Here is a 15,369-nt window from a genome sequence, read left to right on the forward strand (position 1 = left end):
GTGAGAGTAGGACGTCGCCAGGCGAAATATTTTTTTGCACAATCACTTTATTTGTGAAGCTGCATATAGTAATATAGAAAGTATCACCTTAAGTACCATTTCTATCGTCGCGGGGTGGAGCAGTTCGGTAGCTCGTCGGGCTCATAACCCGAAGGTCGCAGGTTCAAATCCTGTCCCCGCAATACCATTTTTGACTTGGTTTGGTATAATCCTTGAAGAGTCACGCATGGATAGTTATTTTCGCTGTCGCGAAAAAACTTTGGTCCGGTAGTTCAGTTGGTTAGAATGCCTGCCTGTCACGCAGGAGGTCGCGGGTTCGAGTCCCGTCCGGACCGCCAGATTTGTTTATTCAAACGAAACCTTTGTTTCGTTTTTTTTATTGCCTATTATATCATTAACTTTACTCATATACCCCAAAAAGGGTAAACTACATATATACATTCTCCCTTAGGGTAACAGACGATCCTAAGGGTTTTTTATACTTCATTTACAATCGAGGAGATTAACATGAATCAGTACGAGTTAGTAACCACTAGTCCAGAGGAGACTGGAGCGTTTGCCGAGAAGTTGGCAACATACCTGCAGCCTGGGGATGTGTTAACATTAGAAGGTGATCTTGGAGCGGGAAAAACGACGTTTACTAAGGGATTGGCGAAAGGCCTTGGTATTTCGAAGACCGTAAACAGTCCAACCTTCACAATCATAAAAGAATATCGGGGGCGTTTGCCTCTCTATCATATGGATGTTTATCGGCTGGATGATTCCTTTGAAGACTTGGGATTCGATGAATATTTTGAGGGGGAAGGTGTGACCGTCGTTGAGTGGGCTCACTTGATTCAAGATCAACTCCCGAAAGCACTATTGGGTTTATCGATTTTCAGGGAAGGTGATTCTGAAAGAAGAATCGTGTTGAAACCTAATGGAGAAAGATATAGAGAGTTGTGTAAGGAGGTTGTTTTATGACGATATTATCCATCGATACCTCTAATTATCCTTTAGGTGTTGCCTTGAGTGAAGAGGATAAGGTGATTGGAGAGTATATTACCTATATAAAAAAAAATCATTCTGTAAGGGCGATGCCTGCTATTGAACAATTGATGGAGGATTGTGGGATAGAGGCTAAGGACTTAACGAAGATTGTCGTGGCAAATGGACCCGGTTCTTATACAGGTGTCCGCATTGGAGTTACGTTAGCGAAGACGCTGGCATGGTCATTGAATATTCCTCTTATACCCGTATCAAGTCTTGCGACACTGGCTTCGTCTGGACGATATTTTCCCGGTTATATTGTACCTTTATTTGATGCAAGAAGAGGTCAGGTATACACAGGACTGTATGAATTCAAGGACGATCAACTTACGTGTGTTGAAAAAGATTGTAATATAATGCTTGATAAATGGGCCACTACGTTAAAAGATTTAAATAAAGATATCTTATTCGTAGGTAATGATGTAGCGATTCATGAAAGCACCATTAAAGAGATAGTAGGAGATCAAGCGAAGATTGCTCCATTTATCAGTCATAATCCACGTCCCTCTGAGCTCGCTTTCATAGGGGCAGGTTTACCTGAGACTTCAGCCCATGAGGTGCTCCCTAATTATATACGAATGGCTGAAGCAGAAGTGAAATGGCTGGAATCTCAAAAAAATTCTTAATAGAGATAGAGGATCGTTAGAAAATGGACATACGATTTATGACGGTTGATGATTTAGATGCTGTAATGGACATTGAAATGAAATCTTTTAGCATTCCTTGGAGTCGAGACGCTTTCTTGAATGAGATTGAACATAACCATCTATCTACCTACCTTGTTGTCGAGGACGGCGACCATGTCGCGGGATATTGTGGAGTGTGGCTTGTGGTGGATGAGGCTCATATCACCAATGTAGCCGTGCTCCCCGAATACCGGGGACAGGGACTGGGGGAAGGTCTTATGCGTAAGATCATGGACATTGCCACCCAGTTTGGAGCTCGTGTGATGACTCTGGAAGTCAGAGTATCCAATGTAGCTGCGCAGCATTTATACAGAAAGCTTGGGTTCCAAGATGGTGGAATTCGGAAGCGGTATTATTCAGATAATCAAGAAGATGCTTTAGTAATGTGGGTGAATTTATGAATAAAGATACGTTTGTACTGGGAATTGAGACGAGCTGTGATGAAACGGCTGTCGCAATTATAAAAAATGGAACTGAGATTGTGACGAATATTGTTTCCTCTCAGATTGAAAGTCATAAGCGATTCGGTGGAGTGGTACCTGAAATTGCTTCTCGTCATCACGTGGAGCAGGTCACATATGTGTTAGAGGAAGCGCTTCAACAAGCCGGGATGACGATGGAGGAGATTGATTGTGTTGCCGTGACGGAGGGTCCTGGTTTAGTAGGAGCACTTCTGATTGGGGTAAACGCAGCAAAGGCACTTGCTTTTGCTCACAATAAACCTTTAGTGGGTGTCCATCATATTGCGGGGCACATCTATGCAAATCGTCTAGTGAAAGAGATGAAGTTTCCTCTTCTTTCTTTGGTTGTATCCGGGGGACATACGGAGCTTGTGTTAATGAAAGAGCATGGTTCGTTTCAGGTAATTGGAGAAACACGGGATGACGCTGCCGGGGAGGCCTATGATAAGGTAGCGCGAACATTGAGTCTTCCTTATCCAGGTGGCCCCCATATCGATCGGCTGGCTCAAGAAGGAGAACCTACCCTTGATTTGCCGCGGGCATGGCTTGAGGAAGGTTCATTTGATTTCAGTTTTAGTGGATTGAAATCGGCTGTTATTAACACACTGCACAACGCCAAGCAAAAAGGGGTAACCATTCATCCACAAGACCTGGCAGCCAGTTTTCAGGCTAGTGTGATTGATGTGTTGGTAACGAAGACGGTTAAGGCTGTGGAGGAATATAAAGTCGAGCAGGTGTTATTGGCTGGCGGGGTTGCAGCTAATAAAGGGTTACGGGGAGCTCTTAATGATGCGTTTGAAGAAATAGAAGCTGAGCTGGTCATCCCGCCGTTATCCCTTTGTACGGATAATGCCGCTATGATTGCAGCGGCAGGAACGGTTTTATTCGAACAAGGAAAAAGAGGCAGCATGGATATGAATGCACATCCCGGGCTTGATATAGAGAATTTTTAATAGTGAAAGCTTAAACGTTAACTTCGTTTAAGCTTTTTCTCTTTGTAGAACTGTTATTTACAAGTTGTTAATAGACGGAGGAACATGTGAATATCTACGGGGAAAAAACATAGCAGCATGATATTGTGAATATCTTGTGGTTAACTAAAGCAAACAAGGTAGCAAGAAAAGAAAAAGGAACGAACATACGTTTTATCAACAGTTTATGGATAAGTTGTTAATAACTTTGTATAAGTTGTGTACATGATGTGAAAAAGGGATGGGAAAAATAGCCTATTCCATACAATTAACTGTGGATAATTCAGGTTTTGAATGTGGATAATGTGGAAAAGTTGTGTGAATAACGGTTGTTTAGGATTTTGATTGTGGATAATGATGTGGAATAAGAAAAGGGCGGGGAGCAAGATGTTTTAATACTTATCCCCAACCCTGTGGATTATTGTTCTCCTTGAAGAAGTTCTTCTAGTTCTGTCCATTCTTCCAATAAAGATTCAAGCTCTTCTTTTTCTTTTGTCAGTGCTTCATTGATATCTTGGACTTTTTCATGATCTTGAAAGATCTCCGGGTCGCAAAGGAGGTCTTCTTTTTCTTGAATATTTTCTTCCAGTATTTCCATTTGGTTTTCAATTTCGTCAACTCTTCTTCTTCGTTGACGCTCCAGTTTTTTTGCTTCTTTATCGATTTTATGAGATTGCTTTTGAGTGGTACCTTGTGAAACTGGTTGACCTTGCTCCATCCGCTCGAGTGCGGCCAGTTCTTCCTGCTGTTGCAATTTTTCTATATAATAATCATAATCGCCAAGGTATTCTGTTGATCCCTTCTTGGAAAGTTCAACAACCTTTGTAGCGATGCGATTGATAAAATAACGGTCATGAGACACAAAAAGGATCGTTCCTGGATAGTCAATCAAGGCATTCTCCAATACTTCTTTACTATCCAAGTCAAGATGGTTTGTCGGTTCGTCCAGTATGAGGACATTCCCTTTTTCCATCATAAGTTTGGAGAGAGCGAGTCGAGCTTTCTCTCCACCGCTAAGTGTGGAAACAGGCTTTAAGACATCTTCCCCTGAGAATAAAAAGTTTCCGAGTACAGTTCTGATTTCTTTTTCCATTTTCATCGGGTACTCGTCCCACAGCTCATTTAAGACGGTCTTATTGGAAGAAAGTTCAGCTTGTTCTTGATCATAATAACTAATCGAAACATTTGAACCAAATTTAAACGCGCCTTCAAGAGGATGGAGTTTATTCACTAATGTTTTCAATAGGGTAGACTTACCGATACCGTTAGGACCAACAAGAGCGATGCTGTCTCCCTTTTTAACAGAGAAATCGATGTGAGATGAAATCTGTTCGTCTTTACCATATCCGATGGTCAGATCTTGGACGTGAAGAACATCATTCCCGCTTGGACGATCAATTTGAAAAGCGAAGTTGGCAGATTTCTCATCTCCCAGCGGTTTATCCATTATATCCATTCTTTCCAGTTTTTTTCTGCGGCTTTGGGCCATTTTGGTAGTAGAAGCACGGGCGATATTTCGTTGGATAAAGTCCTCGAGTTTGGCGACTTCCTGTTGCTGGCGCTCGAACATCTTGAGATCCTTTTCATAATCTTCCGCTTTCTGTTCAAGGTATTTACTGTAGTTACCCAAGAATTTTTTGCTTCGATTTCGTGAAATCTCATACACTTGATTGACGACGCTATCTAAGAAGTAACGATCATGGGAAACGATCAGGACAGCACCTTCATAGCTTTGAAGGTACGTCTCAAGCCACGATAAAGTCTCAATATCAAGGTGGTTGGTAGGTTCATCAAGAATGAGGATGTCCGGCTTGGTCAATAGAAGCTTACCAAGTGCCAGACGGGTTTTCTGACCACCGCTTAAAGTAGAGATCTTCGTTTCATAATCAAAGTCGGCAAAATTCAATCCATGAAGGACAGAACGAATATCGGCTTCATATTGATAGCCGCCGGAATCTTTGAAGCGTACTTGAAGCTCATCATATTCCTTTAATACCCGTTGATATAAATCTTCTTGTTCATAAACAGAAGGATCGGCCATTTGTTTCTCAAGTTGTCTTAATTGTTTTTCCTGAGTTTGTAATTCTTCGAATACGGTCAGCATCTCTGACCAAATCGAAAGCTCTGATTCCAACCCTGTGTTTTGCGCGAGGTATCCAATGGAAACCCCTTTTGGTTTCGTGATATCTCCGGAGTCATAGGAGAGATGACCTGCAATTATCTTTAGAAGAGTCGATTTTCCTGCTCCGTTGCGTCCAACGAGAGCCACCCGATCTCTTGTCTGTATCTCAAGCTTAATATTTGATAGGATATTATCGGCACCAAAGTTTTTCGTAAGTTGATTCACTTGTAATAGAATCATGACGTTTCACCTCTATTTCATAGTGCTAGTGTACCGTATTATGGAGGGGAACGGCAATAAATCGACTATTAATCTTCGTACACTTAGGATAAAATATAGTGTATGATGGGAAGTAGAGTTTTAAATTCTGTATGCTTTCTATTTTGGAAGCGGTATCAGAGGTTTTTGAATAGATGTGGGGGAATACAATATGAACCAGGATACAACGAAAATTCCACAGGCAACGGCTAAGCGCCTTCCGCTATATTATCGCTTTATCAAGAATCTGTACTCATCGGGAAAGCAGAGGGTTTCATCGAAAGAATTGAGTGAAGCGGTGAAGGTTGATTCTGCCACGATACGCAGAGATTTTTCTTATTTTGGAGCGTTAGGTAAAAAGGGTTATGGATACAATGTCAATTACCTACTATCCTTTTTTCGTAAGACATTAGATCAAGATGCCATTACGAAGGTTGTACTGATAGGAGTAGGGAATCTCGGTACAGCTTTTCTTCATTATAATTTCATAAAAAATAATAATACTAAGATTGAAATGGCTTTTGAAGTGGATGAAAAGAAGGTTGGGACGCAAATCAGCGATGTACCCGTTTTTCATTTAGATGATTTAGAAGAGCGTCTTGAGGGGCATGATATTGAAGTGGCCATTCTAACGGTTCCGGCATCTTCTGCTCAAAATATCACAGACCGATTGGTTTCTTCTAATATTAAGGGGATCCTGAATTTCACCCCTGCGAGATTAACGGTGCCGGATCATATTCGCGTCCATCATATTGATTTGGCAGTTGAGCTTCAATCGCTGGTATATTTCTTAAAGCATTATTCAGAGGATGACACGGAAATGTCACAAGATGGAATCATATCCGAATAGAAAATGATTCATATATACGTTATGATAGAATGGTAAAAGAGGAGGTGTCTCATTATGTTAGGTGCAGGTAGTATCGTACTTATAACGGTTGTTGCTTTACTGATCTTCGGACCAAAGAAATTGCCTGAGTTAGGGAAAGCAGCCGGGAATACATTACGCGAATTTAAAAATGCAACAAAGGGCTTAGCAGATGATGAGGACGATAATAGCAAAAAAGCTAAGTAGGGTAGGATGAACGCCATGAGTCAAAGTCAAAGAGACATGACAGTCTATGAACATATAGGAGAATTGCAAAAACGACTCATGTTTGTAGTCGTTTTCTTCTTGTTAGCGGTAATCGTGAGTTTTTTTCTTGCGGAGCCGTTGATTCGATATTTGCAGCACGCGGATGAAGCGAAAGAATTGACGATGAACGCCTTTCGGATTACAGACCCTCTCAAAATCTATATGGAAATGATCATGTTTATTGCGATCATCATGACATCACCCATCATTCTATTTCAAGTATGGTCGTTCGTTAGTCCAGGCTTATATGAGAAAGAGAGGAAGGTAACGCTTAGTTACATCCCGATTTCTGTCATTCTTTTCTTAGGTGGATTGTCATTTTCATATTTTATTTTGTTTCCTTATGTTGTGAAATTCATGATGGGTTTATCAACCAATCTGAATATCGAGCAAGTAATTGGAATTAATGAATACTTTCATTTCCTGTTTCAAATAACCATTCCATTTGGGTTTCTATTTCAACTTCCGGTTATTATGCTGTTTCTGACACGCCTCGGGATCATTACCCCGATGCTGCTGGCGCAAATGAGAAAAGTGGCGTACTTCATATTGTTGGTCGTCGCGGCTTTTATTACACCGCCGGACATCGTCTCGCATTTAATGGTAACCGTTCCTTTGCTTCTTCTTTATGAAATCAGTATTTGGATTTCTAAAATTGGATATAAAAAGGTTTTAGAAGCAGAACAAAAGCTTGAAATGGAACAATTCGAGGATATAAATAAGGATTGATCAAATGATCAATCCTTATTTTTTATTCTCTATTTTCTTTTTGATCTTGAAATGCAGCATCACCATCCGCAACCCGGATCCAAAATCAAGGGTTGCCAGAAAGACGAGCATATAAGTGAAAAATCCCCAACCATCATCCTGTACATTTTGCACAGCAAAGTATGTGAAGAGCACACCGAGAAGGAGATAGATCACGCCTGAAAATAGTGGTGATCTCCTCATAGAAATAATCCTCCAATAAATCCTTGTATTTGTTCAGCTTCGTTGATCATTTTTTCAATTTCATCCTTATAAATAGATTGCATTAGAACGACCGTTGTATTCATGGCAACGTGGGCAAATATTGGAACCAGGATCCGCTTCGTTTTGACGTATAGAAACGCAAACGTAAAGCCCATTGCAGAGTACAAGATCACATGCTCAGGCTCAAAATGAGCAAGGGCAAAGATAACTGAACTGATTAACGCGGCGAAGAAGAAATTCATCTTCTCGTAAAGTACACCGAAGATAATCTTCCTGAAAACAATCTCTTCTAATATAGGTCCGATGATCGCAGCGACCATCATCGATAGCGGTACCTTTTCGATAATCCCGATAATCATTTGCGTATTTTCAGATCCCATCTCAATCCCTAACGCATACTCAATTTGTATCGCGATGGATTGAGCGATGAACGCCATAAAAATCCCCACTATAGCCCACACAATTGAACTGCCTGGATTCATGGGTGCGGAACGTTCAAGATTGGTGCTTGTCTCGCTCTTTCTCAGAATGCCCCAGACGATGAGGAGAGTTAATGTAAAGCTGATCACAAGCCAATATCCCGGAACGACATTTCGTAATGTCTGCTCTGGAATCGCAAGGACATCAGCACCAATCTTAAATAAAAGAGGTACCCCGACAATACTTGAAAGCTGCATCACGATATAGGCAATTAAGATAAATCCGAAATGTTTTTTCAACGTTTGATCTCCTTTAACACCTGTTAGATGAAGAACGAATAGAATTTTTCGTCCTGAACATACTCCTGTACAATTCTACTAAGAAAAGAGGAACTGTTCAAATCTAAGGGTTTTGTAAGAATTGTCACACTTTAATCGACTTAAGAATAAAGGCATATGAGGAGGCATAGTATAGGAGGGTGTGAAAAAAAGAGAAATATGACGAAAAAAATTTTAAGCAGGACTCTTGCAAAATGAAAACGAATTAATTAATATAATAGTTGTGTTAGCACTCACAACAAGCGAGTGCTAATAAATATCATTTACATAATTTCAAGGAGGTTGTTTCACTTGTTAAAACCACTAGGTGATCGCGTCGTTATCGAGCTAGTTGAGTCAGAAGAAAAAACAGCAAGCGGTATTGTGCTACCGGATTCCGCAAAGGAAAAGCCACAAGAAGGTAAAGTGATGGCTGTAGGTACTGGTCGCATTCTTGACAACGGTGAGCGCGTTGCTCTTGAGGTAGCTGTCGGCGATCGAATCATTTTCTCTAAATACGCTGGTACAGAAGTGAAATACCAAGGCACAGAATACCTGATCCTGCGCGATAGCGATATTCTGGCTGTAGTTGGCGAATAATCAAACTTCGTATATAAACAATATTCTATTTAAATAAGAGGAGGACTTTATAATGGCTAAAGATATTAAATTCAGCGAAGAAGCACGCCGTTCCATGCTTCGCGGTGTAGATCAATTAGCAAATGCAGTAAAAGTAACTCTTGGACCAAAAGGACGTAACGTGGTACTTGAGAAGAAGTTCGGTTCACCACTTATTACAAATGATGGTGTAACGATTGCAAAAGAAATTGAATTAGAAGATGCATTCGAAAACATGGGTGCAAAATTGGTTGCTGAAGTAGCAAGCAAAACAAATGAAATCGCAGGTGATGGTACAACGACTGCAACGGTCCTTGCTCAAGCGATGATCCGTGAAGGTCTTAAAAACGTAACAGCCGGCGCTAATCCTGTTGGCGTTCGTAAAGGTATCGAAAAAGCGGTTCAAGCTGCTATCGAAGAATTAAAAGTGATCTCTAAGCCGATCGAAGGTAAAGATTCAATTGCTCAAGTTGCGGCAATCTCAGCGGCTGACGAAGAAGTGGGTCAACTGATTGCAGAAGCAATGGAGCGCGTTGGGAACGACGGTGTCATCACAATTGAAGAATCTAAAGGTTTCACTACTGAACTTGACGTAGTAGAAGGAATGCAGTTCGACCGCGGATATGCATCTCCATACATGGTCACTGATTCTGATAAAATGGAAGCTGTTCTTGAAAATCCATATATCTTAATCACTGACAAGAAAATCGGTAACATCCAAGAAGTACTTCCTGTACTTGAGCAAGTCGTACAACAAGGTAAGCCACTATTAATGGTAGCTGAAGATGTTGAAGGTGAAGCTCTAGCAACACTTGTTGTGAACAAACTTCGCGGAACATTCAACGCTGTTGCTGTCAAAGCTCCTGGCTTCGGTGACCGCCGTAAAGCGATGCTAGAAGACTTAGCGGTACTTACTGGTGGAGAAGTGATCACAGAGGATCTTGGATTAGATCTTAAATCTGCGAACATCACTCAACTTGGCCGCGCTGCGAAAGTAGTGGTAACGAAAGAGAACACTACTGTCGTTGAAGGTTCTGGAGATCCGGAAAAAATCGCAGCTCGCGTAAACCAAATCCGTGCTCAATTAGAAGAGTCCACTTCTGAATTTGATAAAGAAAAATTACAAGAGCGCCTTGCTAAGCTTGCAGGTGGAGTAGCAGTCGTGAAAGTCGGAGCTGCAACTGAAACTGAGCTTAAAGAGCGTAAACTTCGTATCGAAGACGCATTGAACTCTACTCGTGCAGCAGTGGAAGAAGGTATCGTATCCGGTGGTGGTACTGCCCTTGTGAACGTATACAACAAAGTAGCATCTATTGAAGCGGATGCAGATGTGGCAACAGGTATCAACATCGTGCTGCGTGCTCTTGAAGAGCCAATCCGTCAAATCGCTCACAACGCTGGACTTGAAGGTTCTATCATCGTAGAACGTTTGAAGAAGGAAGAAGTAGGTGTCGGTTTCAACGCAGCTACTGGTGAGTGGGTAAACATGATTGAAAAAGGTATCGTAGACCCTACGAAAGTAACTCGTTCTGCGCTTCAAAACGCAGCGTCTGTAGCAGCAATGTTCTTGACTACTGAAGCGGTAGTTGCTGACATTCCTGAAGAAGGCGGCGGCATGCCTGACATGAGCGGCATGGGCGGCATGGGTGGAATGGGCGGCATGATGTAACCTGCCGACCATTTCACTCTTGTGAAGCAGTCCGATGTATAAATAGTAAGTAAAAAGACTACTTCCTAGTTAAAGGAGGTAGTCTTTTTAGTTATGAGCCAGGTTTCCATAATACCTTTAACAGTTCACCATCGAAAAGATTCGTATCAATGTTACATGTTTCTGCGTCGATTCCATATTGCCATCCAAATGCCAGGGAGCCTTCCGGTGCTTCCGGATTGAATTCAGGTGCCTCTGCCTGAGTTGTGATTCCGACATTTGGTGAAGCAGTCCAGATATAATTTTCTTCCAGTATGGCGTTATTACTTTGAGCGGCTGCGTTATAAGATTGATATAAAGCTCTTTCAGAATCAAAGATTCCATAGATCCCTGATTCATAAGGGGAGGCAGAAATCGTTTCAAACCATCCTCTGATAAATTCCGCATCTACCGGATAGGTTGGTTCAATATCGGCAAATAGGGCGACACCAGAGGGAATCCCGAGATCCTGGGCATATCCGATTGCTTCTCTTGCTTCATTTATTCCATTTTCAAAACCTGTGGCATTGTTAAAATTGTTAAAGATAGGAAGGATATAGTCTCCATTTGAATGGATCAAAGAAATCTGCTGGGGTGTGAGTCCCCTGGAGATATTCTCTCTCGTCTCAAGGTATCGTCCAAAAACAGTCGGGTCCCCGAAGTTTTCTCTTACACAGGCATAAAAGCTTTCCGTTGTTTCACTGGCGGAATCGATACCCCACACAACTTCAGGTGTCGGTGACGGCGGCGGTGGATCTCCGTCAGTCCCGCTTGCCTTATTTTCTACCGTATTCCGTACATTGATATCAGCTTCGTCACCGAGCTCGTTTTGGGTGGAATTTGAGAACGTGTAATTTCCATCTCCTTCAACGGAGTTTGTAATATTGTTTTTTAAGTCCCCGGAGGTTCCATTAACATCATTTTCAATAGAACTACTGATTTCTCCGTTCCCATCTCCCTTGCCATTGTTCATAATAGTGTTTTCCAAATTGGCCGTCCCTTTCGACACCTGATTAGAGATGACGGTATCCACCTTTCCAACACTGCCGTAGATATTATTTTCAACCGTATTGGTGATGATTATATTGGCTTTATTATCGTTTTTACCAATGTTATAAAAGGAAATAAATCCTGAGATCGCCATAATGAGAACCGCTAATAGAATGGTATATCCTGGTGTTACCCTCATATTCTCACCTATTCTTTCAGATTAAGAGTCATTTTCACTCCATAATATGAAGAAAGGTCAGTTTAGTGTGGGCAAGTAGAGAGTTTGTAGGCCTTTAGGGTGTTTAGGTGATGAGTGAAATAGGTAATAAGTATTACGAGTGATCAATAATACAAAGCTTCCTCCACCATTCATTGAAAATGAAGAAGAGGGTGATGAGATGAATTATACTACGATGGTACTAAGGGAATTAGTTGAAAGAATCATTGCAGGGGATGAGCGGGCAAAAACGGAATTTGAACGGAGATGGGAAATCCCCTGGGAACAGGTAGGAACGGTACCGATTTCTATAGAGAAGAAGGACATAGAGGACTGAATGGTTCTCTCCACCACCTATGTGATAAAGTAGTGTGAGAACAGTTGAGAAAGAGGTTTTAACGATGACAATTAAGCAGTATTATCAAGACGCTTATACTAAAACATTTCAAACAGCGATTCAAGATCAACGACAAGATGAACATGGGGGCTGCTACGTCGTGCTCGAAAAAACGGCATTCTACCCGACAGGCGGAGGCCAGCCCCATGATACTGGAACATTAAATCATCACGGGGTAATCAGTGTGGAAGAAGTGAACGGAGAAATCCGTCATTACATAGAAGAGCCGTTTGCAGATATTTCAGGGGACGTAAAAGGACAGATCGATTGGGACAGGCGCTTTGACCATATGCAACAGCACGCAGGGCAGCATATTTTATCAGCCGCTTTTGTGGAAGCCTTTCAATATGAGACGATCAGTTTTCACTTAGGGAAGGAGACTTTAACCATCGATTTGGACGTAACTGATATAACTGAGTCGGAGGCGCTGGAAGCAGAGGCATTAGCGAACCGTATCATTCAAGAGAGCAGACCGATTGAAACAAGATGGATAACAGAAGCGGAATTGTCCGACTATCCTTTAAGAAAGCAGCCAACCGTTACCGATGATATCCGATTAGTGATCATCCCGGATTTTGATTATAACGGATGCGGTGGGACCCATCCCCGTTCTACCAGTGAAGTCGGTGCGATTAAGATACTCGATTGGGAAAAGCATAAAGGGCATATCCGATTACAATTTGTGTGTGGGAATCGGGTTATGGAGCAGTTGCACCGGAAACATAGTCTCTTAAGGGAATTGACCGGGGTATTGCAGGTTCCAGAAGAAAATATGATACCTGCCGTTGATCGGTTAATAGCAAAACAAAAAGACCAGGAAAAGGCACTGGACGGATTAAAGGAAGTTCTTTTGACGTATGAAGCAGAAGGTTTACTTGGAGAAGGAACTCTGCAAGAAGGACATACATTGATTAAGAAAGCGTACGCAGAGCGTCCCATCCAAGAGCTCCAGAAAATCGCTCAACACCTCGTCTCTATGAGAGAAGATATGCTTGTGTTATTGGTTGTCCAAAATGATCAAAAACTCCAGCTCGTAGCGGCGAAGGGGTCGTCTCCAAGTGTTAACTTAAGGGAGATTGCTCACAAGGTCTTTCCTATGATCAACGGGAAGGGCGGAGGAAAGGAGTCGTTTGTGCAAGGTGGGGGAGAGGCTCTGATGAGTAAGGAAGAGCTTCTGGAAACACTTGTACAACAACTATAGAATAGGCTAAATATCCACCCGGTATGTCCGGGTGGTCATTTTATAATATTCACCTGAAAGAACCAAAAAGCTAGAGAAATAATCTTTTTTATTATTGAATGCTATCTAAACAAACGTTTGTTTAAAATGAAATTCTATTGTTTTTTTGAGATTGAACTGACAGCGACGCCATATCAGTCCTTGTCCCAATGCTACATATAAGGTTAATCAAACGTTTGTTTAATGCGGAAACAGTTTAAGATCCCTTAAAAGAAAGGAGATCTCCTTCCCGCGCCAACCCTAAACATTCGATATCCCACCCAAAATTGGTTAAAATAGAAAAGACAGACACTGTTCGACAAATGGCTACAGCTTAAAGGAGAGAAATACATGACGAACTATGCGGATGATAGTTTAGCTTTACATACAGATTTGTATCAGATTAATATGACAAAGGCGTATTGGGATGATAATTTCCATAATCGAAAGGCTGTTTTTGAAGTGTTCTTTCGAAAGCTGCCTTTTGGGAATGGATATGCGGTGTTTGCGGGGCTTGAACGGATCATTGAATATGTGAAAAAGTTTCATTTCTCTGAGAGTGATATTGAGTATTTAAGGGAATTGGGTTATGAAGAGGAGTTCCTTCAGTACTTAGCGGACCTTCGATTTACGGGGACGATCCGTTCGATGCAGGAAGGGGAGATTGCGTTCGGGAATGTTCCTCTTATCCGTGTCGAGGCTCCCCTGGCTCAGGCTCAGATACTGGAGACGGCGATCCTGAATATCGTGAACTATCAAACCCTGATTGCGACGAAGGCGAACCGCATCAAGCAAGTGGTCCAGGATGAAGTCGTGATGGAGTTCGGGACGAGACGGGCCCATGAACTGGATGCAGCCATTTGGGGGACGCGTGCGGCTTATATTGGAGGCTTTGATGCGACAAGTAATGTTCGGGCGGGTAAGTTATTTGGGATGCCGGTATCAGGTACCCATGCCCATTCAATGGTACAGGCTTATCAGGATGATTATCAGGCCTTCCATAAATACGCTGAGAGCCATAAGGACTGTGTGTTTTTAGTGGATACTTACGATACATTGAAATCGGGTGTACCCACGGCCATCCAGGTAGCAAAAGAGCTTGGCGACCGGATTCATTTCAAGGGTATTCGTTTGGACAGCGGTGATATGGCTTACTTATCCAAGAAAGCCCGTATAATGCTTGATGAAGCAGGGTTTACTGAAACAAAGATCATTGCGTCAAATGACCTGGATGAATATACGATCCTGAATTTAAAAGCCCAAGGGGCCCGGATCGATGTGTGGGGCGTGGGGACGAAGCTGATCACTGCCTATGATCAACCAGCTTTAGGTGCTGTATATAAACTCGCTTCCATTGAAAACGAATCGGGGGAAATGGAAGATACGATTAAAATATCGAGTAATGCCGAGAAGGTTTCAACACCTGGACTTAAAAAGGTTTATCGTATCATCAATACGGTTAATCATAAATCAGAAGGGGAATATATTGCCTTAGAGCATGAAAATCCTCAAAATGAAAGCCGACTGAAAATGTTTCATCCTGTGCACACCTATATCAGTAAATTCATCACCAATTTTGAAGCGAGAGAGCTTCACCAGGATATTTTTAAAGATGGGGAGCTGGTTTATGAGTCTCCGTCACTTGAATCAATGAGATCCTTTGTGAATGAAAACCTCGACTTGTTGTGGGACGAGTATAAACGTTCCATGAACCCAGAGGGATACCCCGTGGATCTTAGTGAAGAATGCTGGACGAATAAAATGAATCTGATTCAAAAGGTTAAGGATGAGGTAAAAGAGAAATTTAACAGAACGATGTAAACCCGATGTAAAATGGGTAAATTAATCAGATCAAAAAAATGATAAAACC

Annotated in this window: 16 protein-coding genes and 2 tRNA genes; 14 read left to right on the plus strand and 4 right to left on the minus strand. The window is 41.9% G+C overall.

The genetic code is table 11. The features are described 5' to 3' along the window. Positions 1–108 precede the first annotated feature (108 nt). The 6 genes from TV75_RS20555 (at position 109) to tsaD (ending at position 3,129) form a co-directional block, all read left to right on the plus strand. Positions 109–182, plus strand: a tRNA-Met gene (locus TV75_RS20555). 79 nt (positions 183–261) lie between these two features. Then, positions 262–338 (plus strand) — tRNA-Asp (locus TV75_RS20560). Positions 339–507: 169 nt separating this feature from the next. After that, the gene (tsaE, locus tag TV75_RS20565; protein ID WP_044340652.1) at positions 508–963 is read left to right on the plus strand and encodes a tRNA (adenosine(37)-N6)-threonylcarbamoyltransferase complex ATPase subunit type 1 TsaE; all 456 of its coding nucleotides are present in this window, start codon (positions 508–510) and stop codon (positions 961–963) included. Further along, positions 960–1,655 (plus strand): tRNA (adenosine(37)-N6)-threonylcarbamoyltransferase complex dimerization subunit type 1 TsaB, encoded by a 696-nt coding sequence (gene tsaB, locus TV75_RS20570; protein WP_044340653.1) that lies wholly within the window; start codon positions 960–962, stop codon positions 1,653–1,655. The genes tsaE and tsaB overlap by 4 nt, the downstream gene beginning before the upstream one ends. A 23-nt stretch (positions 1,656–1,678) precedes the next feature. Further along, a complete protein-coding gene (rimI, locus tag TV75_RS20575; RefSeq protein WP_044340654.1) occupies positions 1,679–2,116 on the plus strand; it encodes a ribosomal protein S18-alanine N-acetyltransferase in 438 nt (145 codons plus the stop codon). Continuing rightward, entirely contained in the window at positions 2,113–3,129 is a 1,017-nt protein-coding gene (gene tsaD / locus TV75_RS20580) for a tRNA (adenosine(37)-N6)-threonylcarbamoyltransferase complex transferase subunit TsaD (RefSeq protein ID WP_044340655.1), read from the plus strand. The genes rimI and tsaD overlap by 4 nt, the downstream gene beginning before the upstream one ends. 436 nt (positions 3,130–3,565) lie before the next feature. On the opposite strand, the gene TV75_RS20585 is transcribed toward tsaD, so the two are convergent. Next, positions 3,566–5,509: an ABC-F family ATP-binding cassette domain-containing protein gene (locus TV75_RS20585; RefSeq protein WP_044340656.1), complete on the minus strand. Its 1,944-nt coding sequence runs from the start codon at positions 5,507–5,509 to the stop codon at positions 3,566–3,568. 190 nt (positions 5,510–5,699) lie between these two features. Here TV75_RS20585 and TV75_RS20590 point away from each other — a divergent pair, with 190 nt between their 5' ends. Genes TV75_RS20590 through tatC form a run of 3 tightly spaced genes read left to right on the plus strand, consistent with a single transcriptional unit; the run spans position 5,700 to position 7,391 of the window. Beyond that, positions 5,700–6,377: a redox-sensing transcriptional repressor Rex gene (locus TV75_RS20590; RefSeq protein ID WP_044340657.1), complete on the plus strand. Its 678-nt coding sequence runs from the start codon at positions 5,700–5,702 to the stop codon at positions 6,375–6,377. A gap of 54 nt (positions 6,378–6,431) precedes the next feature. Further along, the gene (locus TV75_RS20595) at positions 6,432–6,602 is read left to right on the plus strand and encodes a twin-arginine translocase TatA/TatE family subunit (protein ID WP_044340658.1); all 171 of its coding nucleotides are present in this window, start codon (positions 6,432–6,434) and stop codon (positions 6,600–6,602) included. 15 nt (positions 6,603–6,617) lie between these two features. Continuing rightward, positions 6,618–7,391, plus strand: coding sequence for a twin-arginine translocase subunit TatC (gene tatC / locus TV75_RS20600; protein ID WP_044340659.1), 774 nt, complete (start codon positions 6,618–6,620; stop codon positions 7,389–7,391). Between the two features lie 15 nt (positions 7,392–7,406). On the opposite strand, the gene TV75_RS20605 is transcribed toward tatC, so the two are convergent. Together TV75_RS20605 and TV75_RS20610 are read right to left on the minus strand one after the other, a co-directional pair. After that, positions 7,407–7,613 carry a YdiK family protein gene (locus TV75_RS20605; RefSeq protein WP_044340660.1) on the minus strand — a complete coding sequence of 69 codons (207 nt, stop codon included), beginning with the start codon at positions 7,611–7,613 and terminating at the stop codon, positions 7,407–7,409. Then, entirely contained in the window at positions 7,610–8,353 is a 744-nt protein-coding gene (locus TV75_RS20610) for a CPBP family intramembrane glutamic endopeptidase (RefSeq protein ID WP_044340661.1), read from the minus strand. The genes TV75_RS20605 and TV75_RS20610 overlap by 4 nt, the downstream gene beginning before the upstream one ends. A 330-nt stretch (positions 8,354–8,683) precedes the next feature. Between TV75_RS20610 and groES the strand changes: the two genes are divergently transcribed. Together groES and groL are read left to right on the plus strand one after the other, a co-directional pair. Further along, entirely contained in the window at positions 8,684–8,971 is a 288-nt protein-coding gene (gene groES / locus TV75_RS20615; RefSeq protein ID WP_034766060.1) for a co-chaperone GroES, read from the plus strand. Between the two features lie 52 nt (positions 8,972–9,023). Continuing rightward, positions 9,024–10,658, plus strand: a complete 1,635-nt coding sequence (gene groL / locus TV75_RS20620) for a chaperonin GroEL (protein WP_034766062.1) — start codon at positions 9,024–9,026, stop codon at positions 10,656–10,658. 91 nt (positions 10,659–10,749) lie between these two features. Here the strand turns inward: groL and TV75_RS20625 are convergent, their stop codons facing one another. Beyond that, entirely contained in the window at positions 10,750–11,865 is a 1,116-nt protein-coding gene (locus tag TV75_RS20625; RefSeq protein ID WP_044340662.1) for a glycoside hydrolase domain-containing protein, read from the minus strand. Between the two features lie 199 nt (positions 11,866–12,064). Here TV75_RS20625 and TV75_RS20630 point away from each other — a divergent pair, with 199 nt between their 5' ends. The 3 genes from TV75_RS20630 (at position 12,065) to TV75_RS20640 (ending at position 15,320) form a co-directional block, all read left to right on the plus strand. After that, the gene (locus TV75_RS20630) at positions 12,065–12,220 is read left to right on the plus strand and encodes a hypothetical protein (protein ID WP_172655811.1); all 156 of its coding nucleotides are present in this window, start codon (positions 12,065–12,067) and stop codon (positions 12,218–12,220) included. Positions 12,221–12,284: 64 nt separating this feature from the next. After that, on the plus strand, positions 12,285–13,481 hold the full coding sequence (locus TV75_RS20635; protein ID WP_044340664.1) for a serine-tRNA(Ala) deacylase AlaX: 1,197 nt from the start codon (positions 12,285–12,287) through the stop codon (positions 13,479–13,481). A 369-nt stretch (positions 13,482–13,850) separates the two neighbouring features. Beyond that, positions 13,851–15,320 (plus strand): nicotinate phosphoribosyltransferase, encoded by a 1,470-nt coding sequence (locus TV75_RS20640; RefSeq protein ID WP_044340665.1) that lies wholly within the window; start codon positions 13,851–13,853, stop codon positions 15,318–15,320. Positions 15,321–15,369 lie beyond the last annotated feature (49 nt).

The sequence above is a fragment of the Rossellomorea aquimaris genome, from assembly GCF_000935355.1.
Taxonomy (GTDB): Bacteria; Bacillota; Bacilli; order Bacillales; family Bacillaceae_B; genus Rossellomorea; species Rossellomorea aquimaris_B.

Excerpts from the sequence above, each read along its gene's own strand:
- tsaE (WP_044340652.1), top strand. The coding sequence starts at position 508 with ATGAATCAGTACGAGTTAGTAACCACTAGTCCAGAGGAGACTGGAGCG.
- tsaB (WP_044340653.1), top strand. The coding sequence starts at position 960 with ATGACGATATTATCCATCGATACCTCTAATTATCCTTTAGGTGTTGCC.
- rimI (WP_044340654.1), top strand. The coding sequence starts at position 1,679 with ATGGACATACGATTTATGACGGTTGATGATTTAGATGCTGTAATGGAC.
- tsaD (WP_044340655.1), top strand. The coding sequence starts at position 2,113 with ATGAATAAAGATACGTTTGTACTGGGAATTGAGACGAGCTGTGATGAA.
- TV75_RS20585 (WP_044340656.1), bottom strand. The coding sequence starts at position 5,509 with ATGATTCTATTACAAGTGAATCAACTTACGAAAAACTTTGGTGCCGAT.
- TV75_RS20590 (WP_044340657.1), top strand. The coding sequence starts at position 5,700 with ATGAACCAGGATACAACGAAAATTCCACAGGCAACGGCTAAGCGCCTT.
- TV75_RS20595 (WP_044340658.1), top strand. The coding sequence starts at position 6,432 with ATGTTAGGTGCAGGTAGTATCGTACTTATAACGGTTGTTGCTTTACTG.
- tatC (WP_044340659.1), top strand. The coding sequence starts at position 6,618 with ATGAGTCAAAGTCAAAGAGACATGACAGTCTATGAACATATAGGAGAA.
- TV75_RS20605 (WP_044340660.1), bottom strand. The coding sequence starts at position 7,613 with ATGAGGAGATCACCACTATTTTCAGGCGTGATCTATCTCCTTCTCGGT.
- groL (WP_034766062.1), top strand. The coding sequence starts at position 9,024 with ATGGCTAAAGATATTAAATTCAGCGAAGAAGCACGCCGTTCCATGCTT.
- TV75_RS20625 (WP_044340662.1), bottom strand. The coding sequence starts at position 11,865 with ATGAGGGTAACACCAGGATATACCATTCTATTAGCGGTTCTCATTATG.
- TV75_RS20630 (WP_172655811.1), top strand. The coding sequence starts at position 12,065 with ATGAATTATACTACGATGGTACTAAGGGAATTAGTTGAAAGAATCATT.
- TV75_RS20635 (WP_044340664.1), top strand. The coding sequence starts at position 12,285 with ATGACAATTAAGCAGTATTATCAAGACGCTTATACTAAAACATTTCAA.
- TV75_RS20640 (WP_044340665.1), top strand. The coding sequence starts at position 13,851 with ATGACGAACTATGCGGATGATAGTTTAGCTTTACATACAGATTTGTAT.